The 20,935-nt window shown below is 44.6% G+C and carries 19 protein-coding genes; 14 read left to right on the top strand and 5 right to left on the bottom strand.

Annotated features, from left to right (window positions below; all coding sequences use genetic code 11):
• Positions 1-399: 399 nt before the first annotated feature.
• A complete protein-coding gene (ppc, locus tag JV36_RS0105185; RefSeq protein WP_032095519.1) occupies positions 400-3,021 on the bottom strand; it encodes a phosphoenolpyruvate carboxylase in 2,622 nt (873 codons plus the stop codon).
• A 233-nt stretch (positions 3,022-3,254) separates the two neighbouring features.
• On the opposite strand from ppc, the gene JV36_RS0105180 reads away from it, so the two are divergent.
• The 14 genes from JV36_RS0105180 (at position 3,255) to JV36_RS0105115 (ending at position 16,354) form a co-directional block, all read left to right on the top strand.
• A complete protein-coding gene (locus JV36_RS0105180) occupies positions 3,255-3,875 on the top strand; it encodes an FKBP-type peptidyl-prolyl cis-trans isomerase (protein ID WP_032095520.1) in 621 nt (206 codons plus the stop codon).
• Between the two features lie 270 nt (positions 3,876-4,145).
• Positions 4,146-5,324, top strand: a complete 1,179-nt coding sequence (gene fabV / locus JV36_RS0105175) for an enoyl-ACP reductase FabV (protein WP_032095521.1) — start codon at positions 4,146-4,148, stop codon at positions 5,322-5,324.
• 485 nt (positions 5,325-5,809) lie between these two features.
• Positions 5,810-7,150 (top strand): Na(+)-translocating NADH-quinone reductase subunit A, encoded by a 1,341-nt coding sequence (locus JV36_RS0105170; protein WP_032095590.1) that lies wholly within the window; start codon positions 5,810-5,812, stop codon positions 7,148-7,150.
• Positions 7,151-7,153: 3 nt separating this feature from the next.
• On the top strand, positions 7,154-8,356 hold the full coding sequence (locus JV36_RS0105165; protein ID WP_032095522.1) for an NADH:ubiquinone reductase (Na(+)-transporting) subunit B: 1,203 nt from the start codon (positions 7,154-7,156) through the stop codon (positions 8,354-8,356).
• Entirely contained in the window at positions 8,346-9,110 is a 765-nt protein-coding gene (locus tag JV36_RS0105160) for a Na(+)-translocating NADH-quinone reductase subunit C (RefSeq protein ID WP_032095523.1), read from the top strand. The genes JV36_RS0105165 and JV36_RS0105160 overlap by 11 nt, the downstream gene beginning before the upstream one ends.
• Positions 9,111-9,120: 10 nt before the next feature.
• On the top strand, positions 9,121-9,753 hold the full coding sequence (locus JV36_RS0105155) for an NADH:ubiquinone reductase (Na(+)-transporting) subunit D (protein ID WP_032095524.1): 633 nt from the start codon (positions 9,121-9,123) through the stop codon (positions 9,751-9,753).
• A gap of 3 nt (positions 9,754-9,756) precedes the next feature.
• Positions 9,757-10,365 carry an NADH:ubiquinone reductase (Na(+)-transporting) subunit E gene (nqrE, locus tag JV36_RS0105150; protein ID WP_032095525.1) on the top strand — a complete coding sequence of 203 codons (609 nt, stop codon included), beginning with the start codon at positions 9,757-9,759 and terminating at the stop codon, positions 10,363-10,365.
• Positions 10,366-10,385: 20 nt separating this feature from the next.
• A complete protein-coding gene (nqrF, locus tag JV36_RS0105145) occupies positions 10,386-11,618 on the top strand; it encodes an NADH:ubiquinone reductase (Na(+)-transporting) subunit F (RefSeq protein ID WP_032095526.1) in 1,233 nt (410 codons plus the stop codon).
• Positions 11,619-11,693: 75 nt separating this feature from the next.
• A complete protein-coding gene (locus tag JV36_RS0105140; RefSeq protein WP_032095527.1) occupies positions 11,694-12,722 on the top strand; it encodes an FAD:protein FMN transferase in 1,029 nt (342 codons plus the stop codon).
• 21 nt (positions 12,723-12,743) lie between these two features.
• Positions 12,744-12,977 (top strand): (Na+)-NQR maturation NqrM, encoded by a 234-nt coding sequence (nqrM, locus tag JV36_RS0105135; protein ID WP_032095528.1) that lies wholly within the window; start codon positions 12,744-12,746, stop codon positions 12,975-12,977.
• A 161-nt stretch (positions 12,978-13,138) separates the two neighbouring features.
• On the top strand, positions 13,139-13,609 hold the full coding sequence (locus JV36_RS19985) for a type II secretion system protein (protein WP_052010113.1): 471 nt from the start codon (positions 13,139-13,141) through the stop codon (positions 13,607-13,609).
• A gap of 135 nt (positions 13,610-13,744) precedes the next feature.
• Positions 13,745-14,815: a DNA polymerase IV gene (gene dinB, locus JV36_RS0105125; RefSeq protein ID WP_032095529.1), complete on the top strand. Its 1,071-nt coding sequence runs from the start codon at positions 13,745-13,747 to the stop codon at positions 14,813-14,815.
• Positions 14,816-14,945: 130 nt separating this feature from the next.
• The gene (locus JV36_RS0105120; RefSeq protein ID WP_032095530.1) at positions 14,946-15,194 is read left to right on the top strand and encodes a DUF1653 domain-containing protein; all 249 of its coding nucleotides are present in this window, start codon (positions 14,946-14,948) and stop codon (positions 15,192-15,194) included.
• A 260-nt stretch (positions 15,195-15,454) separates the two neighbouring features.
• Positions 15,455-16,354 (top strand): MBL fold metallo-hydrolase, encoded by a 900-nt coding sequence (locus tag JV36_RS0105115; protein ID WP_032095531.1) that lies wholly within the window; start codon positions 15,455-15,457, stop codon positions 16,352-16,354.
• Between the two features lie 195 nt (positions 16,355-16,549).
• Here the strand turns inward: JV36_RS0105115 and JV36_RS0105110 are convergent, their stop codons facing one another.
• Genes JV36_RS0105110 through JV36_RS0105095 form a run of 4 tightly spaced genes read right to left on the bottom strand, consistent with a single transcriptional unit; the run spans position 16,550 to position 20,913 of the window.
• Positions 16,550-16,996 (bottom strand): group I truncated hemoglobin, encoded by a 447-nt coding sequence (locus tag JV36_RS0105110; protein ID WP_200883135.1) that lies wholly within the window; start codon positions 16,994-16,996, stop codon positions 16,550-16,552.
• 4 nt (positions 16,997-17,000) lie between these two features.
• The gene (locus JV36_RS0105105) at positions 17,001-17,828 is read right to left on the bottom strand and encodes a DUF3034 family protein (RefSeq protein ID WP_052010119.1); all 828 of its coding nucleotides are present in this window, start codon (positions 17,826-17,828) and stop codon (positions 17,001-17,003) included.
• Between the two features lie 17 nt (positions 17,829-17,845).
• On the bottom strand, positions 17,846-20,170 hold the full coding sequence (locus JV36_RS0105100; RefSeq protein ID WP_032095593.1) for a GGDEF domain-containing phosphodiesterase: 2,325 nt from the start codon (positions 20,168-20,170) through the stop codon (positions 17,846-17,848).
• Between the two features lie 8 nt (positions 20,171-20,178).
• Positions 20,179-20,913, bottom strand: a complete 735-nt coding sequence (locus JV36_RS0105095; RefSeq protein WP_032095533.1) for a hypothetical protein — start codon at positions 20,911-20,913, stop codon at positions 20,179-20,181.
• Positions 20,914-20,935 lie beyond the last annotated feature (22 nt).

Genomic DNA, 20,935 nt, shown 5'->3' with positions numbered 1-20,935 from the left:
TGTAGCCAAGCGTCAATACAACGAAGAAGTCAAAGTAACCGCTATTATCTCCTTTCACTTGTATTAAAATGAAGGCGGAGATAATAAGAACTGCATATATTGAGCTGCTTATTTTTAAATAATTCATAATTGCGATAATTCCAATAGCGGCTTACGTAAGAGGCTTTCTGCTCAAGACTTTTTGTATTGTTACTGCAAATACAAGCCTAACAATATAGTGAGTGATACTAGAAGGTAACTGTCCCGAGTGCGTGAATTAGCAATACTGCGAATAAAAAATAAGACTTAACGCTTATCAATTTAATAGAAGGGTAGGAGATTTAGAGCAAATGGGAAAAATGAGGTATAAAAAAACCCGCGTTAAACGCGGGTTTTGATGTGCTTTCTTAAAATAACTTACTAACCCGTATTACGCATACCAATGGCAATACCTGCAATCGTCACCATCATCGCGCGTTCTAAGCTGGTATTTTGCGACTCATCACCTGCTTTGCGGATGCGGTCAAGCAATTCAATTTGCAGATAGTGCAGAGGCTGCAAATACGCTGCGCGAATTTCCATCGACTCTTTGCCTTGAGGATCATTTGCCATAATGTCCTGTTCGCCAGTTATCGCAAGCAGAGAAGAAATACTCTCTTTTAACTCACTACGCAGTGCTTCACCAAAGTGCTTAAGCTCTTTGGGTACTAAGCGTTCGTCATACGCTTCACTGATACGAGGGTCGGCTTTGTGAAACACCATATCTAACATTGATAGGCGAGAACGGTAAAATGGCCATTCGCTGAACATTTCGTTGACCACTTTCTCGTTTTCAGGCGTTTTCACGCTATCGATTGCACGCATAACGCCAAGCCAGCTAGGCAGTACTAAGCGCGTTTGTGCCCATGCAAATATCCATGGAATAGCGCGTAGACTTTCAATACCGCCCTGAGGTTTACGCTTCGCAGGTCTACTACCTAGCGGTAACTTGCCAAGCTCTTGTTCAGGCGTTGCAACGCGGAAGTAAGGAACAAACTCTTCATCGTGGCGTACAGTAGCGCGATAGTTGTCGCGACCTTGGCCTGCCATCGTAGTAATAAGCTCCCGCCATTCTTCTTTTGGTGCCGGAGGCGGGAACAACATTGCTTCAATAATAGCGCTGGCATAAATACCTAAGCTACGTTTAGCAAGTGTTGGCATACCGAACTTATAGCGAATGGTTTCACCTTGTTCAGTTACACGGAAGCCGCCTTCAAGAGACCCTGGAGGCTGCGAATAAATAGCGGCGTGAGCAGGTAGGCCACCACGACCGATAGTACCGCCACGACCGTGGAACAACGTCAGTGACACATCAAACTCTTCGGCAATGGCAACGAGTGCTTCTTGAGACTGATACTGTGCCCAACCAGCGGCGAGTGCTCCGGCATCTTTTGCAGAATCAGAATAACCTATCATCACAAACTGACGGCCTTTCACGTATCCGCGATACCAGTCAATTGACAGTAGCTTGCGCATTACATCAGGCGAGTTGTTTAAGTCATCCAGTGTTTCAAACAATGGCGCAACAGGCATTGGCCAGCTGACGCCACTTTCTTGTAACAATAGCTGCACGGCAAGTACGTCAGAGGGCTCACTCGCCATTGAAATAATATAAATACCAAAACCGTGTTTGCTGTGTTTAGCCACAACTTTACAGGTATCGAGTACTTCTTTTACGTCATCTGATGCATCCCATTTAGCCGGGAATAAAGGACGCTTTGAGCCAAGCTCGCGCAATAAGAACGCCTGCTTGTCTGCTTCGCTCCACTGTGCGTAATCACCAAGGCCAAGATAACGCGTTAGTTCACTGAATACATCTGAGTGACGCTCTGAATCTTGACGTACATCAAGACGTAGCAGGTGAATACCAAATACGCGAGCGCGACGAATAGTGTCTAGCAATAAGCCATTGGCAACAACCTGCATGCCACAGTCAATCAATGATTGATGGCAAAGCATAAGTGCATCAATAAGCTCGTCGTCGCTTTCAATCCAATCCGATGAATCAGGGTTTTTCCCTGCAAGATAGTCGTCAATCCCGTCACGAGTTTTAATGAAGCGGTTTACCAATGGACGCAACAGCGCGCGGTACGGTTCATTTGCATCGCCAACTTTAGCGCGAATATCGTCGTTGCAGTCGTACATTGAAAGCTCAACCTGCAGGCGATCTAAGTCGATAGCGAATAATTTCGCAGCTCGCTTTCTTGCCAATAACAATACTTGCTCAGTTACCTTTGAAGTAACGAATGGGTTGCCATCGCGATCGCCGCCCATCCAAGAACTGAACTGAACTGGCGAAGCGTCAAGTGGCAACGCAACATTGTAGTCTTTAGTAAGACGATCGCTTAACTCGCGAAGGAAGTCTGGCACCGCTTCCCATAGTGAGTTCTCGATAACTGAGAAGCCCCAGCGCGCTTCGTCTACTGGTGTTGGTCGTACCGAACGAATTTCTTCAGTATGCCATGCCTGTGCAATCAAGTCGGCGATACGGGTTTCCACTTTGCCGCGGTCCACATCGTTGAGTGATTCTTGGTGAACGGCCTGCAAGCAGTCGGCTAATTCTTTATGCTTGTGTATTAGCGTTCGACGAGTAACTTCAGTAGGGTGGGCAGTTAAAACAAGGTCGATATTGAGCTTGCCTACAGCTTCTTGTACTTTTTCAGTGGTAAGTTCGGCTTTATCAAGGTGCTCAAATAATGCATCCATCGACGCATCAACATTCATCGCTGCGTTGTACTCTTGCTCAGCAATATTGCCTAAATTCAAAAACTGCGCGAATGCACGACCAACGGTGAGTAAATCATCGTCAGACATGGTTTTGAAAGTTTCTTTCAGTTCTTCGCTACATTTTCCGTCGCCCTGATACGAGGCTCTGCCGTCGATTCGTATTTTTTCAATACGATCAAGCCAATCTTGACCCAACTGATTTTTAATCGTTTCGCCAAGTGTCTTTCCAAGATATCGAACGGTATCTTTTAGTTCAGCATCGTGATGAGTTTGCATGCTATCCTCCTAAATATATGGTCATAACCATACTGTGTCCTTTGCAACTTGTCTAACCTCTTTCGGTTATAATTTACAACATTTTGATACTTTAATAGACTTATTAACAATGCTGAAAGCAAGATAAATTGTGGTGTGATACACTCTCGCACCGGAAAATGCAGAAAAATTCTCGCAGCGTGCGAATTGTTTAAAATATGCACTGCATTTGTAATTTAATTTCAGGAGTTATTGTGACTGATACTTTCAATACAGTAGAAACCCAAGCAAGTTACGGCATTGGTTACCAAATGGGCCAGCAACTACAATCTAACCCGTTCGACGGCTTAGCGATTGATGCAGTTGTAGCTGGTTTAAAAGATGCGTTTGCGGCTTCTGCACCTCAAGTTGATAACGACACGCTTCGCGATGCGTTTGGTGAAATCCACAACCGTATGCAAGCTGCTAAAGAAGAAGCAAGCAAAGCTGTGATCGAAGCAGGAACTAAATTCCTGGAAGATAACGCCAAGCGTGAAGAAGTTAACGTAACAGAGTCTGGTCTTCAGTACGAAGTGATCGCTGAAGGTGAAGGCGATTCACCAGTAGCTGAAAGCACGGTTCGTGTTCATTACCACGGCACCTTAACTGACGGTACAACATTCGACAGCTCTTACGAGCGTGGTCAGCCTGCAGAGTTCCCAGTTGGTGGCGTTATCAAAGGTTGGACTGAAGCACTTCAAAGCATGAAAGTTGGCGCAAAATGGCGTTTATATGTGCCTCACGATCTTGCCTATGGTGAGCAAGGTGCTGGCGCAGCAATTGCACCTTATAGCACACTGATTTTTGATGTTGAGCTACTCGACATTCTAGGTTAATCAGCCTATTGGGGCGCAGCATTCTGCTGCGCCCCAATCTCTACTAAAAAATCATCTGGTGTAGTAAGGCACCATCAATAAAAATCTTCTTTTGTTAAAAACACTACCTATTAAAAGCACCTTCTGTAAAAAACATCTTCAGTAAATTGGGCTTTTACCAAGGCCATATTCAATACCCCTTCCTTTGCGTTATGCTGTGTTCACTGCTCCGAGTTGTTAAACGCAATGACGGCATTACAATAGCGCCACGCTTAAATAAGGAAAATTATTATGATTATCAAGCCTAAAGTGAGAGGCTTCATATGTACAAACGCGCATCCAGCGGGCTGTACAGCATCAGTTAAAGAACAGATCGCATATGTACAAGGTCAGGGCGACCTAGGTGATGGACCTAAAAACGTACTCGTTATTGGCAGCTCAACAGGCTATGGCCTTGCATCTCGAATTACTTCAGCCTTTGGATATGGCGCTAAAACCTTGGGTGTATGCTTTGAAAAAGCCCCAACGGAGAGAAAAACAGGTACCGCTGGTTGGTATAACACCGCTGCTTTTCATAAAGAAGCTAACGCCAAAGGTTTATACGCAGACACTGTAAACGGCGATGCATTTTCTGATGAGATAAAAGCAGAAACTATCGAAAAGATTAAGCAAAACATCGGAAAAGTAGACCTTGTTATCTACAGTCTCGCTTCACCGCGTAGAACAGACCCAGAGACGGGCGTAACCTATAAGTCTACTCTAAAGCCTGTGGGCCAAGCCTATACAACCAAGACTTACGATACTGATAAAGACAAAGTACACGATGTATCACTAGAGCCTGCGAATGATGAAGAAATTCTCAATACCATCAAAGTAATGGGTGGAGAAGATTGGGAACGCTGGATGGACTTTCTTCGCGATGCCGATGTGTTGGCAGAAGGGTGTAAAACAACTGCCTACACCTATATTGGTAAAGAATTAACTTGGCCTATTTATGGGCAAGCGACAATCGGTAAAGCGAAAGAAGACTTAGACCGTGCGGCAGCAGCCATTATTGGTAAAAATAGCGACCTCTTTGTTGAAGCTAACGTCAGCTCGCTTAAAGCACTCGTTACCCAAGCAAGTTCAGCAATCCCAGTAATGCCCCTTTATATCTCACTCATTTACAAAGTGATGAAAGAAGAGGGAACCCACGAGGGCTGTATTGAGCAAATACACGGATTATTCACTCAGTGCCTCTTTGGCGATAACCCCACTCTTGATGAAGCTAATCGCTATCGTATGGATGCAAAAGAAACCAACGACGCAACGCAGGCAAAAATTAAGGTGTTGTGGGACCAAGTCACACAAGAAAACTTCCATGAATTAAGTGATTACGCTGGCTATCATCACGAATTTCTTAAGCTGTTCGGGTTTGATATTGAGTCGGTAGATTACGAGCAGGATATGGATCCTCAGGTAAATTGGTAAGCGCTGAATAGCGACTCTAAAACATGTTGAAAGCCGCCTCTAAAGGCGGCTTTTTTAAAGCCTATTTAATGCGTTAAATGTAAAAATTAGCCGATATAGACCATAGGTTTACATTAAATTGTCGAAAATTTTGTCTTTATCTGTGATTTGCATGGCACAAAGGCATTGGTTAATGCTAAAATCCCGATATTAAGTGAGAAGCTTTTGACAGTGTTTCGCTTATACAACAGTAACGAATTTGATATCAGAGTTATCGCAATAAATAGTTCAATTACTGCTGTCCAATAAAAACAGGGCGAGAAGCCCGCGTTAGGAATAAGCCGTTGCGGCAAAGTAGCAAGCAAACCGCGACTTTATCGGTAAGTTCCGCCAATCAAAACAAAAAAGGTGTTTAGCACCTGTTACTAGTACGCTTTTGCATGCTGACAGGCAGGATAACTGCGGTTATGCAAAAGGGTATTTATATTAGAGTAGTGCAATTACATATGATAAAAATCAAGAAAGGTCTCGACCTCCCAATTGAGGGAGCGCCAAAGCAGGAGATTGCTGATGCATCTGCTGCAACGCGCGTTGCCATTCTGGGAGAAGAATATGTGGGTATGCGCCCTACCATGCACGTCCAAGCTGGCGATGTAGTGAAGAAAGGTCAGGTTCTTTTTGAAGACAAAAAGAACCCTGGCGTTAAATTCACTGCACCAGTTGCGGGTGAGGTGGTAGAGGTTAATCGTGGTGCAAAACGAGTGCTTCAGTCTGTAGTTATCAAAGCAAACGGCAGCGATGCTGTTAAATTTGATACGCTATCTACTGGACAAATCTCAAGTGCTTCACGAGAGCAGCTTCAATCAATCCTAGTGGAATCTGGCATGTGGACAGCGATTCGTACGCGTCCATTTAGCAAATCGCCTGCGTTAGATTCTGTACCAAACTCAATTTTCGTTACAGCAATGGATACTAATCCACTTGCAGCCGATCCGGCTGTGATTATTGCTGAGCGCCAAGAAGACTTTGCAAATGGTCTGAAAGCGTTAACGCAATTGAGCGGTGGAAAGACTTACGTCTGTAAGGCGCCAGGTACATCGGTAGCAACCGGTGATGCCGCGGTAGACGTAGAAGAGTTCGGTGGTCCACACCCAGCTGGTCTTCCAGGTACGCACATCCATTATTTGGATTCTGCTGGCATGAACAAAACCGTTTGGCATGTTAATTACCAAGACGTGATCGCCATTGGCGCATTACTGACAACAGGTGAATTAGACAGCAGACGTGTAGTTTCATTAGCCGGTCCTGCAGCTAAAAATCCACGCCTTGTTCGCACAACGGTGGGAGCTGATTTAGCAGAATTAACAAAAAATGAACTTGTAGACGGTGACGTACGCGTTGTGTCTGGCTCTGTACTTAACGGTACAACAGCACAGGGTGTTCACGGCTTCTTAGGTCGTTTCCACACACAAGTATCAGCATTAAAAGAAGGTCACGAGAAAAAGTTCTTTGGTTGGATTACTCCAGGCTCGGACAAACACTCAGTGACACGTGCTTACCTAGGCCATTTAGGTGGTAGCAAGAAATTTGATATGACAACAACTACCAATGGTTCAGAACGTTCTATGGTTCCAATTGGTAATTATGAACGCGTTATGCCCCTAGATATCATTCCTACGCTTCTGCTTAGAGATCTGATTTCTGGTGATACTGACGGTGCTCAGACATTGGGTTGCTTAGAGTTGGACGAAGAAGATTTGGCGTTGTGTACGTATGTATGCCCTGGCAAATATAACTATGCTCCTATTTTACGCGACTGTTTGGCCACGATAGAGAAAGAGGGTTAAGTCATGGGTTTAAAAGCGTATTTAGAAAAAATCGAACCGAACTTCGAGCCAGGTGGTAAGCATGAAAAGTGGTATGCGCTTTACGAAGCTGCGGCGACCATCTTTTACACGCCAGGCAAAGTAAACAAAGCAAACACTCACGTGCGCGATAGCATCGATCTTAAGCGCATTATGATTTTTGTATGGATGGCAACATTCCCAGCAATGTTCTTCGGCATGTACAACATTGGTTTCCAAGCGCAAGACGCGATTGCTGCCGGTGCGGGTACGTTGCCAGACACGTGGCAAGCGGGTTTGTTCTCTGCTCTAGGCGGAGACTTATCAAATGCCGGCGTACTAGGCATGTTCTTCTACGGAGCGTGTTTCTGGTTACCTATTTATGCCACTACCTTCATTGTAGGTGGTTTCTGGGAAGTCCTTTTCGCTTCAGTGCGTAAGCATGAAGTTAACGAAGGTTTCTTCGTAACCTCAGTACTTTTCGCTCTAACGTTACCTGCAACAATTCCTTTGTGGCAAGTTGCTTTAGGCATCACTTTCGGTGTTGTTATCGCGAAAGAAGTATTTGGCGGAACAGGCCGTAACTTCTTAAACCCAGCATTGTCTGGTCGTGCGTTCTTATATTTTGCTTATCCTGCACAAATTTCAGGTGACCAAGTATGGGTAGCGGCAGACGGTTACTCGGGTGCAACGTCACTAAGCCAAGCGGCTTCTGGTGAACTTGACTACGCAAACATGGATCACTGGATGAACAGCTTCTTGGGTACTATCTCAGGTTCTGCTGGTGAAGTATCGACCCTTGCGATTATTCTTGGTGGTTTATTCATCATGTATATGCGTATTGCAAGCTGGCGCATCGTTGCCGGTGTTGGTCTTGGCGTAGCGTTCTTTGCAACATTGCTCAATGTAATCGGTAGTGATACTAACGCGATGTTTGCAATGCCTGCATACTGGCACTTTGTAGTCGGTGGACTTGCCTTTGGTATGTTCTTTATGGCAACAGACCCAGTATCGGCTGCATTCACAAACCAAGGTAAATGGGCTTACGGTTTCTTCATCGGATTCATGACGGTATTAATACGCGTATTGAACCCAGCCTTCCCTGAAGGTGTGATGCTAGCGATTCTATTTGCTAACTTGTGGGCACCATTGTTCGACTATTTCGTCGCGCAGAGCAATATCAAGCGGAGGGTAGCACGTGTCGGCTAAGAAAGAATCTTTAGGCAAAACGGTAGGCATTGTTGTTGCCGTATGTTTAGTATGTTCAATTGTTGTATCTGGCGCAGCTGTTGGCCTGCGCTCGCTACAGCAGACAAACGCTGCTCTTGATAAGAAGAGTAATATCCTTAACGCTGCAGGCCTTTATGAAATGGGCATGAGCAACAGTGTTATCGAAAGCACCTATGACGAGCGTGTTGAACCGCGCTTCGTAAATCTGGATAGCGGTCAATTCGTTGAAGCGCCAACTGCAGATTACGATATGTATAAGGCTGCTAAACAAACTGAATACAGCACGCAAGTAACAAACAGTAATGTTGGTTTCCAACGCCGCCCTGACGTAGCAAGTGTTTACTTGGTGCGTGACGCACAAGGTGATGTTTCGCGCATCATTCTTCCAGTGCACGGCAGTGGACTATGGGATCTTATGTACGGTTTCTTAGCGCTAGATGCAGACGGACAAACTGTTCGTGAGCTTATCTACTATCAGCAAAAAGAAACGCCAGGACTAGGCGGTGAGGTTCAAAATCCAGCGTGGCAGGACAAATGGGATGGTAAAGAAATATACGAAAACGGCGATGTAGCCATTCGTGTAGTAAAGAATGCTAACCCAAGCAATCCTCACACAATTGATGCGCTTTCAGGTGCGACCCTAACAAGTAACGGTGTAGAAAACACCATTCGTTACTGGGTAGGCGAGCAAGGCTTCGGCCAGTTCCTGAAGAACCAAGCATGGCGTTCATAAGGGAAGTCTCATGGCAGATACTAAAGAAATGAAAAAGGCCCTCTTTGGGCCAATCTTGGACAACAACCCGATCGCCCTTCAGGTACTAGGGGTATGTTCAGCACTGGCAATTACCACAAAGCTGGAAACAGCGTTGGTAATGTCATTAGCACTAACAAGCGTTGTAGCATTCTCAAACTTGTTTATCTCACTTATTCGCAACCAGATACCTTCTAGTGTTCGAATTATTATTCAAATGACAATCATTGCCTCGCTGGTAATTGTTGTTGACCAAATATTGAAAGCGTATTCGTATGAAATTTCGAAACAACTGTCGGTGTTCGTCGGATTGATAATTACTAACTGTATCGTAATGGGTCGTGCAGAAGCCTATGCGATGAAGAGTCCACCTCTTATGAGCTTCCTTGACGGGATAGGTAACGGCCTAGGGTACTCTTTTGTCCTTGTCGTTATTGGTACTATTAAAGAGCTATTTGGCTTCGGTACTATTCTTGGATTTGAGATCCTTCCACTTGTTCAGAACGGTGGTTGGTACCAGGGTAATGGGCTGTTAATACTGCCATTCAGTTCATTCTTCTTAATCGGCGGCTTAATATGGTTTATCCGTACTATCCGTCCAGAGCAAGTAGAGCCTAAGGAGTAAGTCGTGGAACATTATTTGTCGTTATTTGTTCGCTCAATATTTGTTGAGAACATGGCGTTATCACTTTTCTTAGGTATGTGTACCTTCTTGGCGGTATCTAAGAAAGTGAAAACTGCAATGGGTCTTGGTGTAGCAGTTATTGTTGTACTTGGTATATCAGTACCTGTTAACCAAATCATTTACGTTAATATCCTTGCTCCAGGTGCGCTTGCATGGGCAGGCTTCCCAGAAGCTGACTTAAGTTTTCTTAACTTTCTTACCTTCATCGGCGTTATTGCTGCGTTGGTTCAGATATTAGAAATGAGTTTGGATAAGTTCTTTCCAGCGCTATACAACGCACTTGGTATCTTCCTACCACTAATCACAGTTAACTGTGCAATTTTTGGTGGTGTAGCATTTGCAGTTCAACGTGAATATAACTTGACCGAAAGTGTCGTTTACGGCGTAGGAAGTGGTATCGGTTGGGCAATTGCCATTGTGCTATTGGCCGCTGTACGTGAAAAGCTGAAATACGCTGACATGCCTGACGGTATTCGTGGTCTTGGATCAGTATTCATGATTGCGGGTCTTATGGCGTTAGGCTTCCAGTCATTCACTGGTATTCAGCTTTAATCGAGCTCGGGAGCATTTAAATGAATAACGTAGAAATTTATCTAGGCGTCGGCATGTTCATTGCCATTGTATTGGCACTAGTATTCATCATCATGTTTGCCAAGTCTAAATTGGTACCAAGTGGTGACGTGACTATTACCATTAATGGCGATCCGGACAAAGCTATTAAAACTGAGCCGGGTGGCAAGTTGCTAGGTGCACTTGCAGATGCCGGTTACTTTGTATCTTCAGCGTGTGGCGGCGGTGGCTCTTGTGGTCAGTGTCGCGTAGATGTGCATTCAGGTGGTGGTGAGATTTTACCTACTGAGCTTGATCACATTACAAAAGGTGAAGCACGCGAAGGCTGTCGTTTGTCGTGTCAGGTTGCGATTAAACAAGACATGGAAATCGAACTTGAAGAGTCGGTGTTTGGTGTTAAGAAATGGGATTGCGAAGTTATCTCTAACGATAATAAAGCAACCTTCATCAAAGAGCTGAAACTTAAAATTCCTAACGGTGAAAGTGTACCTTTCCGTGCCGGTGGTTACATTCAAATTGAAGCACCTGCTCACCATGTTAAGTATAAAGAGTTTGAAATTCCTAATGAGTACCGTGGTGACTGGGAACGCTTTGGCTTCTTTGACATTGAGTCTAAAGTAGACGAAGAGACTATTCGTGCATACTCAATGGCGAACTACCCAGAGGAAGAAGGCATTATTATGTTGAACGTGCGTATTGCTACGCCGCCGCCTAATAACTTGAGCCTACCTGCTGGTAAAATGTCATCGTACATTTGGAGCCTTAAAGAGGGTGACAAAGCCACTATTTCTGGTCCATTCGGTGAGTTCTTCGCGAAAGACACTGAAAACGAGATGGTATTCGTAGGTGGTGGTGCAGGTATGGCCCCAATGCGTTCACACATTTTCGATCAGCTTCGTCGTTTGAAATCAAACCGTAAGATGAGTTTTTGGTACGGTGCCCGTTCACTTCGTGAAATGTTCTACACAGAAGATTTCGACGAGCTTGCTGCAGAGAACGAAAACTTTCAGTGGCACGTTGCGCTTTCTGATCCGCAGCCTGAAGATAACTGGGAAGGCGAAACTGGGTTTATTCACCAAGTATTGCTAGAAAGATATCTGAAGGATCACCCTGCACCGGAAGACTGTGAGTTTTACATGTGTGGGCCACCTATGATGAACGCTGCCGTTATCAACATGCTTAAAGATTTAGGTGTTGAAGACGAGAACATCATGCTAGATGACTTCGGTGGTTAATCTACGCAAATAACTTTATAAAAGGGGCGTAAGCCCCTTTTTTGTTTGTGTGAAGGATAGAGTAAGGAACCTATTGTGATTCGATTTTTTGTTCGAATTCTATTGGCTGTAATAGCCATAGCCATGGTAATGCTTGCAAGCTGCAGTGACAAAAGTCGTCCTGTTGTGCATCTGCAGGGACAAACTATGGGCACAACGTATAACGTTAAGTACTTGGCTGATAAAGGCAAGGCGGTAGAAGGTCTTCAGGCTGAGATTGATGCGCGTTTGGTTAACGTTAACAAAATGATGTCAACTTACGACCCCACGTCTGAGTTGTCGCGCTTTAATCAGTATCGTTATACCGATAATTTTGCTGTGTCTGATGATACTTTGCTTGTGGTTAATGAGGCATTGCGGCTGGCCAAATTAAGTGGCGGTGTATTAGACGTTACCGTAGGCCCATTGGTAAACCTATGGGGGTTTGGCCCCACTAAGCGACCTGAAAAAGTACCATCTCGCGAAGATATCGACGATATTCGCGATTACGTAGGTTATCAAAAATTAGGTACTACTCAGACGGGACTGAAGAAACAGCATCCTATGCTCTATGTCGACCTATCGACCATAGCTAAAGGCTTTGGTGTTGATGAAGTGGCTGAAATATTAGAGCAGTACAACATCGAAAACTACCTCGTTGAGATTGGTGGTGAGATGCGTGTTAAGGGATTACGTGGCGATGGTAGCGAGTGGTTAATTGCCATTGAAAAGCCAGTGACGACAGAACGCGCAATTCAAAAAGTGGTGTCAATTGGAACAAATGCAGTGGCAACATCGGGTGACTATCGCAATTATTACGAAGAAGATGGTATGCGCTATTCTCATCTTATTGACCCAACTACAGGATACCCAATATCCCACAACTTGGTGTCGGTAACGGTTATCCATCCGTCATCAATGACCGCAGATGGCCTTGCCACTGCATTTAACGTGATGGGGTGGGAACAGGCTATTGAAGTGGCAGAGCAGGAAAATCTTGCGGTATTCCTCATTCGTCGCACAGATGATAGTTTCGAGGAGTATGCGTCGCCAGAATTTGATAAACTGGTTACAGTACATAATTAAGGGGATAACCAAGGGGTAGGTATGTCTACATTTATTCTCGCATTCGGTTTCTTTTTGACCATGGTTGCAGCCATGGCTATTGGTTACTTGGTGCAGCGAAAAACTATTTCGGGAAGTTGTGGCGGATTAGGCGCAATCGGTATAGAAAAAGCGTGTGACTGCCCAGAGCCTTGCGATCGTAAAAAGTCGCGTATGGAAAAAGAAGAAGCACGTCAGAAAAAACTGAATGAATGGAAGCAAAACCAAATTTTGTAAGTTGAAACGCGACCGTACAACTTTTCCAAAATGAATAAAGCCGCTAGCTACCCACTAGCGGCTTTTTTGTATCGGTTTTATTTCATGCTACTTTTAAGTTCATATACTATCTCTTAATAAATATTACCTTATGAATATGTCGATACTAAAGAAGAGTATTTATGAAGTTAGGTGAAGAAGGGTTTACCCTTATCGAGTTGATTGTTGTAATCGTTGTTTTAGGGATCCTCGCGGTGACCGCAGTGCCTCGATTAGTAGACCTAGGACGTGATGGTCGAATTGCCACCCTAGAAGCTGCAGAGGGATCAATGAAAACGGCGTCGGATCTTGTCAACTATAAGGCTAGGCTCGAAAATAAAACCGATTGCAACTTAGATCCTACTGTCGAACTTGCCGGACAAACTATTACCCTACGCTGTGGCTTCCCGTGCCCTCACCCGAGCGGTATTGAAAGGGCGATGGATGTAAGCGAAGGATTAACTTGGGGTGGAGGCAATTGTTCAGGTAGGTTGGGGAATATCAACCTTACATTAGATGATGCTCCGGACCCTTCAAATTGCAAGGTGAGATATGCAGCTGCTCGTTCAGCTGATTCAAAACCTATCATTAGTCTAACAACAAGCGGCTGTTAGAAGCTTTATCATTTAATCTTCAAAGAGCACGTCTTACTGGAATAAGTCTTCGCTAGTCGCTACTATACTGTCTATATGTACAGTTTGGTATTAGCATACACTTATAAGCATCCTAGTACCGCAATGCGAGTTTAAATGCGAAAAATCATCCACGTTGATATGGATTGTTTTTATGCCGCTGTGGAAATGCGGGATAATCCTGCGCTTAAGAATATTCCCATCGCGATAGGGGGAAGCTCCGATCGCAGAGGCGTGATTTCAACGTGTAACTATCCGGCAAGAAAATATGGCGTACGTAGTGCAATGGCTACCGCTTATGCCATGAAGCTGTGCCCAAATCTTACCTTAGTAAAAGGTCGCATGGACGCTTACGCCAGCGAGTCTCAAAAAATTCGTAACATATTTTCTGACTACACAGACTTAGTAGAGCCATTGTCATTAGATGAAGCATACCTTGATGTGACTAACAGTCAGTTTTGCGGCGGTAGCGCTACGTTAATAGCGGAGGAAATCCGCGCAAGAATCGAAAGCGAATTAGGTTTAACCGCATCAGCAGGGGTCGCTCCGTGTAAGTTCGTTGCAAAGGTAGCGAGTGATGAAAACAAACCCGACGGCATTTGTGTGATTACGCCGGATAATCTTGATGAGTTTGTTCGTAACATGCCGCTAAAAAAGATTCCTGGTGTGGGTAAAGTGACAATGCAAAAATTGGCGCGCATGGGGCTGAATACCTGTAACGATGTGCGCCAGTATCCTTTTGAGCGAATACAAAAAGAGCTTGGAAAGTTTGGCAGTGTATTGTGGGAAAGGGCTCATGGTATTGATGAACGCGAACTTTCAGTGTCTCGCGAGCGAAAATCAATTGGTGTAGAGCGTACTTTAAGTGACGACATTCAGACGATTGAACAGTGCAAGGCATTCCTTCCCCATTTGCTTGAAAAACTTCATGAGCGCATGGAAAACCACAAGAAAAGAACAGGAAAGCCTGTGCGTTTAAGAACACAGGGCGTTAAGCTTAAGTTTAATGATTTTCAGCTTACTACCGTTGAGCATCGACATGCCATGCTTGAAGAGCATTATTTTGCAACGCTGATGGAAGAGGCGTTCGAGCGGGCCAACGGACGGGGAATTCGTCTGGTGGGGATACACATAGGTTTAGCTGCCCATCAATCAACACAGCAATTGATCCTACCCTTTGACGATTAACGCCGAGCCAGCCAAGCCAAGCAAAGAGAGCCAAGCAAAGAGAGCTAAGCAAAGAGAGCTAAGCAAGCAGCACTTAGCCATCTAACAAACGCAATCACATGATAAAGCTAGCTAAGAATAAGGACTCACAATGGAAACAGAACAGCTAATTACTCCAGGCCGCTACAAGCATTACAAAGGCAATATGTACGATGTGTATGAGATTGCTACACACTCAGAAGATGAATCGAAACTGGTGGTATACAGGCCCTGTTACGGCGAACGTGCGCTGTGGGTTCGCCCTCTCGATATGTTTACAGAAACAGTAGAGCGTGACGGAATGGAAGTCTTGCGTTTTGCTTATATGGGCGATATTCCTGACGGTGAAAAAATGATCTAATACGTCGATTTAGCCATAGTGAATGCATAGTAAATTTTATGCTTAATATCGGCCATTAGTTAATGCTAGTTAAGGTTAATCGTCTGCAAAATCGTTAGCATCTAATTAGCAATGCCAATCAAGCTGCTACATTTTAGTAATCGATAAAATGACTGTTAAATTAATAGCGTTAACTATTAGCATTAAAGTCATTGCATTAAACGCCAGAGTATTCGAATTACAGTATTTCAAGTACAGGTTACCCACCCAAGGAAATAAGAATGAAAACAATAAAGAAATCATCGCCACATTCAATGTCGGTTATAGCAGCAGCAATAGTTGCGCTATCGGCTGTAGCGTTACCAACATCTGTATCATTTGCACAAGATAGATTTGCAAACGTGGAAGTAAAAGCAACACCCATAAAAGGTGCTGTGCATATGCTAACAGGAATGGGCGGTAATATCGGTGTTTCTGCAGGTGAAGATGGCGTACTTATTATTGATGATCAGTTTGCTCCGCTTGCGGAAAAAATTGCCGCACAGCTTGGCGAGCTTGGCAGCGACAAACCTAAGTATGTAATAAACACCCATTATCACGGTGACCATACAGGCTCGAATGCCTTTTTCCACAGTCACAAAGGCGCCACCATATTTGCTCACGAAAACGTGCGGGTACGTTTAGCGGGAGACGAGAACGTTGAGCCTGACGCTTTGCCAACGATAACCTACGAAGACGGTATCAAAATATATTTTAACAACGAGACGGTACACGTGATGCACCTTCCTGTGGGCCATACCGATGGTGACAGTGTTGTATGGTTCGAACAGCCTAACGTTATGCATACAGGCGATTTATTTTTCAATGGTATGTTTCCCTATATAGACCAAGGTGCAGGCGGCAATGTAGTAGGGTATATGGAGTCTGTGCAGCATTTACTGACAAAAATAGACGATAGCACCATGATTATTCCTGGTCACGGTGGTGTAGGTAATAAGGCGGAATATACGACGTTCCTTAACATGATCAGTGAAACATTTGATTATGTAAAAGCCCTTAAGCAAGAGGGTAAAAGCCTTGATGAGGTAAAAGCTATGGGGCTTGAAGAGAAATGGGCTAAATGGAGTTGGAACTTCATTAACGAAGAAAAATGGATTAGCACGCTTTATAACGACGCCTAGCATTAATATCAGTCCGCATAGATAATTACCACTCAGCGAGACTTAAAATGTTCGTAATCGCGGCGTGTTACCGCAGTTGAGTGGTTTTGCATCAAGGCAACACGCCCGAATACTTCTCGTCACTTCCCTTGCCGATGCTCCAGTATACAGGCAGGGGAGCCCTTAAAAAAGTAGTTCCTTGAAACAAGTCGCCTCTTACAAATAAAGCATTTCGTCGCGAGTGGGAGCAAGCACTCTTAGCACTTTGTTTTGCAGCGGGTGGGGCACGTCTGCCTTGTTCATTGCATTAATCAGTAAGTCGACTGTGCGGTTAAAATCGGCTTCAGTAATATTCATACCACCGTGCACTTGCTCCATGGTATCGCCTGAATACTCGCAGGGGCCGCCGGTGCGATGGCATATTTGCTCACTTAATTTATCGATAAAGCGATTAATATCTGCGCCATCGAAATAGGCGAGAATAACGGGGTCGCGCTCAATCTCAACAACAAAGTTTTCCACTATCTCTTCTACTTTTTTACTGCCGCCCAGCTCTGCGTATACGCTTGATGATGGGTTTTGGTCACCAACGGTGGTAGAGCAGCCACTTAAGCCGACAATTGCTACAAAACTGATGAGGGGGAGAATACGCGTTATCAACATGATGTCACCATAACTGGCCATTTATTGAGAGATACAGGCCGTTTTGATCTTGTGCGCCTGCAATACTGCCAAGTTCAGCCCAAGCAAGGGTAAGTGCAACGTGTTTGTTAGGGATGTAGCTAACAAAGTAGTCCACCCAATCATCTTCACCTAAACCTAAGTTATCAGGTTTCTGACGATATTCTGCGCCAATGGCAACGCTGCGCGAAAGCAATATGCCTGCTGAGGCTTCAAGCATAACTTCATAATCGTTGTTTTCAGCACCGCCAAACCCCAGCAAACCAAGCTGGTTGGCTTTAGTAGCTCGCGCAGTCACATTCCACACCGCATTGAAACCTGCTACAGCACCTAGATGAATCTTAGTAGCGGCAATGTAATAGTCGGTACCGTTTGATGATGAGTCAGCGCCAAGTAGCTCTGCAATTGCACCATCTTCAAGTCGTTTGTGTTGAAGACCAATGCTAACTTGAGGCAAGCGAGAGTAAACCGCATCTCCGTAAAGGCGGTATTTCACCCCAAATATATTTTGCCTTATGTCGCCGCCAAGCTGTTTAAGGTCAAAGCGCTGGTGGGCTGCACTAATTTCGATACGGTCGTAAAAAGAAGCAGACACACCCATAACATTCAGACGATAGTCGTCAAGGTCAACCTGTGTCATCACAGCATTAACAGAGACTTGGTCTTGGGTATCGTAGCCAGCCAACGTTGCCCACGGAACTATGCCGCCACCACCAGAGCCTTCAACTTGGATAAGCCCTGCAGTGCCAAGTAATTTACCGTCGCCAGCGAGAGCTTCATTGTTATAAACAATCAGTAAAAGGGCGCATAACATCGCAGTACAGTGTTTCATCATGATAACCAGTCAGTGTGTTCGTTTTCTTTGTACCATTGCATAAACTGCTCTACCGGTACTGGGCGAGAAATGAGGTAACCTTGGGCATAATTACACCCCCATTGATTAAGCAACGACAGACTAGGTAGGGTTTCAACGCCCTCAGCAATCACTTTTAAGTCAAAGTTATGCGCTAAGTCGATAATGGTTTTTACTATCTGTTGGTCACTTTGGTTTTTATCTAAATTCAGTACAAAGCTTTTATCTATTTTAAGTTCATTAACCGGTAAGCTTTTTAAATACGATAGTGATGAATAACCGGTACCAAAATCATCGATTGCCAGAGTAAATCCCGCCTCTCGATACAAACCAAGTTCACTGTATACACCCTGGGCATCACTGACTAAATCACTTTCGGTTATTTCGAAAGAAAGTTGAGTGGGGGATAGCCCGGCTTCTGCAATACGGGATTTTATTTGTGGTAGTAGTGACTTATTCAATATGTCTTTGGCAGATAGATTAATGGCAACGCACACCTCTACATCGTTATCCACCAATGTTTTAGTATCGTTAATGGCCCGTTTAATTACCCAATCGGTAACCGCTCCTATCAGCCCTGCCTGTTCGGCAACTAATATAAATTCATCAGGGCCCACGAAGCCAAGAGTTTTGCTGGTCCAGCGCATAAGCGCTTCCGCATGACTTATCGAGCTACTGTCTAAACACAACTTGGGCTGATACACCAAGGAAAGTTCAGGGCTATCTCGGTGCAGAGCCTGCTTTAATTCGGTAATAATGCTAATACGTCGAGTGTATTCAGCGTCGAAATCTGGGCTGTAGCGAACGCGGTGCTCTGGCAAATGTCGCGCATGGTCTAATGTAATCGCGAGGCGTTTTAACAGCGTGGATGGGTCATCGGCGTCTTCAGGGCAGTGTAATTCACCAAAGGACAGCTTCAATGTAATCACAACACTTTCGGCGTAAATAGGGGCTTCAAGTTCAGCTTGAATAGCCCCCAACTGATTATTGCTAAGCCGAGATTCGGGTATCCACAAAAACTCACCGCCATTTAGTCTTGCTGCCATACCGCCAAGCTCATCTAAGCGCCCTGCTAGCGTATGTAAGCATAAGTCACCGTTGCTATAACCAAACACATCATTCACATTTCGAAAGCTAAGAATGTTTATCCCAATGACGTCAAAAGACTCTTTGTTAAACAACTTTTTATTGATGACATCGGCAATGTGATAGCGGTTAACGAGGCCCGTGAGCAGGTCGTGGCTAGCTTGAAACTGAATTTGCTCCTCGCGCATTTGAATATTGCTTTGCATTGACTGAAAAGAGTCGGAAAGCGCCGCGATTTCTGTGGTGTGGGAAGTAACAAACGTTTTATGGTTGTACACACCCGCCGCTATCTCTTGCGATATTGTCGATAAACGGCGAAGGGGTCGTGATATCCGTTTTGCGAACAATGCAGCAATAATAAGCGAAATCGCAAGAAGCAGGGCGGCAATGATGCTAATTTGCTTTTGTAGTTTGGCAAATTCGGTTAATAGCGTTTGAGCGCTCTCTGAAAGCTCTAGCGTTATTTTTGTATCACTATCGCTAAACAACGTTATGTATTGGGTAATTAGCTGTGCTTGGTTTGAGGGGATAAAAGATAACCAAGACAACTCGTCTACGCCGTTTAAACGTTTATAATTTTCTTGAGCGTCACTCAGCGTACTTTGCTTAAAAATGATGCTGCCTTTTTCTTCTGCCACAATAGCGACATCAGACAGCGTAATTGATTTCAAACGAGCTAAAACGGGTTCATCAATTTTAAAGCCAATAGCAGCGATAGCGATGGGGTTTGGCGCTTCGACAAGTAAAAGTAACACTTGATAAAGCTCATTATTCACTACAATAAATGCATTTTCTCCACCTTGTTGCAGCGCATTTTGCACTAGCTGAGGATGGGGGAATTGCTGTCCCGATTGTAATCCTTTAGAGGTGCTGCTGGTAATACTGCCCGACAACGATAGCAACGCCATCATGTCTGCGCCAACTCGGTTACCGTGATTTTCTAAGGTACTCGTTATGGTGGCGTTATCTTGAGATGCTACTGCGCTTTTAAAGCCAAAATCATCGGTAAGTACGCTTGCGTTGGTAAATAGCTGTTCTTCACGGTTACTGAAAACCTCTGCTACCACGTAGCGTGCAACCTCAAGACTCTCTGCTAATTCGCGCTTGGCATGTTCAGTGGTCGACGACCACACGCTCAACAGTATTGCTAATGTTGACAGTAAGACTAACCCTGCAGCCAGTCTAAATACGTGTTGATTGAGAGAATATGACTTCAATGGTTGTCTCAACCGCCAAATCGGCTAGCACCGAAAGTGCGCTTTTTAGGTGGCGGAGCGAGGCGGACTAATTTAACGCCCGCTATGGAGGTACCGTCGCTATCTTTTAGCATTACTTTCACTTTAAGGCTGCCATCTATCGATAAGTCTTCGTGCCACACTATCACAGTGTCTGGCACTGACTGGTCGAAGCTCGCTATGCCGTTGCTATCAGACACGCTGGTTATTTCTCCGTCGGACACGTAGATATGCCCCACCATATCGTCATGTATGTTACAGCCAAGAGTACCAATACCTGCCTTATCAAACAGAACAGGATCGACATTTGAGCCTTTATACAGCTTTATTTCGAACGGTTTAGTGGGGGAGAAACTATAAACGTGATGACGTATATCATCACTGTTGGGAAATTTGACCCTTTGGCCTTTTTGAATGGCGATAACGCGAGGTAAAAACTGCTTATCTACTTGGTCCATAATGGCCACCTGCTCACTATCGCTTTGAATACTGCCCGTAGCAGCGTGCTTTACAGTTTCCTGATGAGTGGTGGCAGTGACGCTGGTGGACGTATTTAGCGCGTTGGGTACAGGGAGAAATGCGACTACAGCATTGCTGACAGGCTTATTGTCTTGGTCGACAACGGTCACCGTGCGGGTAGCTGCAGTGCAGGACAGTGAAAAGCTCAACGTAAAAAGTAACGCATAATTTAACAACGTTCGAAATTCAACAACTTGCTTAACCATGGCTTATTCCTTCCGTTGTTTT

The organism is Alteromonas sp. LOR (assembly GCF_000753865.1).
GTDB lineage: Bacteria > Pseudomonadota > Gammaproteobacteria > Enterobacterales > Alteromonadaceae > Alteromonas.
The sequence above is the reverse complement of the archived record's forward strand: the minus strand, read 5'-3'. Positions and strand labels throughout refer to the sequence as shown.

What these genes read in the sequence shown, in the direction of transcription:
- JV36_RS0105165 (WP_032095522.1), top strand. Translation starts at nt 7,154, where the DNA reads ATGGGTTTAAAAGCGTATTTAGAAAAAATCGAACCGAACTTCGAGCCA.
- JV36_RS0105120 (WP_032095530.1), top strand. Translation starts at nt 14,946, where the DNA reads ATGGAAACAGAACAGCTAATTACTCCAGGCCGCTACAAGCATTACAAA.
- JV36_RS0105155 (WP_032095524.1), top strand. Translation starts at nt 9,121, where the DNA reads ATGGCAGATACTAAAGAAATGAAAAAGGCCCTCTTTGGGCCAATCTTG.
- JV36_RS19985 (WP_052010113.1), top strand. Translation starts at nt 13,139, where the DNA reads ATGAAGTTAGGTGAAGAAGGGTTTACCCTTATCGAGTTGATTGTTGTA.
- ppc (WP_032095519.1), bottom strand. Translation starts at nt 3,021, where the DNA reads ATGCAAACTCATCACGATGCTGAACTAAAAGATACCGTTCGATATCTT.
- JV36_RS0105105 (WP_052010119.1), bottom strand. Translation starts at nt 17,828, where the DNA reads ATGTTATGCGCCCTTTTACTGATTGTTTATAACAATGAAGCTCTCGCT.
- fabV (WP_032095521.1), top strand. Translation starts at nt 4,146, where the DNA reads ATGATTATCAAGCCTAAAGTGAGAGGCTTCATATGTACAAACGCGCAT.
- dinB (WP_032095529.1), top strand. Translation starts at nt 13,745, where the DNA reads ATGCGAAAAATCATCCACGTTGATATGGATTGTTTTTATGCCGCTGTG.
- nqrF (WP_032095526.1), top strand. Translation starts at nt 10,386, where the DNA reads ATGAATAACGTAGAAATTTATCTAGGCGTCGGCATGTTCATTGCCATT.
- JV36_RS0105115 (WP_032095531.1), top strand. Translation starts at nt 15,455, where the DNA reads ATGAAAACAATAAAGAAATCATCGCCACATTCAATGTCGGTTATAGCA.
- nqrM (WP_032095528.1), top strand. Translation starts at nt 12,744, where the DNA reads ATGTCTACATTTATTCTCGCATTCGGTTTCTTTTTGACCATGGTTGCA.
- JV36_RS0105095 (WP_032095533.1), bottom strand. Translation starts at nt 20,913, where the DNA reads ATGGTTAAGCAAGTTGTTGAATTTCGAACGTTGTTAAATTATGCGTTA.
- JV36_RS0105170 (WP_032095590.1), top strand. Translation starts at nt 5,810, where the DNA reads ATGATAAAAATCAAGAAAGGTCTCGACCTCCCAATTGAGGGAGCGCCA.
- JV36_RS0105110 (WP_200883135.1), bottom strand. Translation starts at nt 16,996, where the DNA reads ATGTTGATAACGCGTATTCTCCCCCTCATCAGTTTTGTAGCAATTGTC.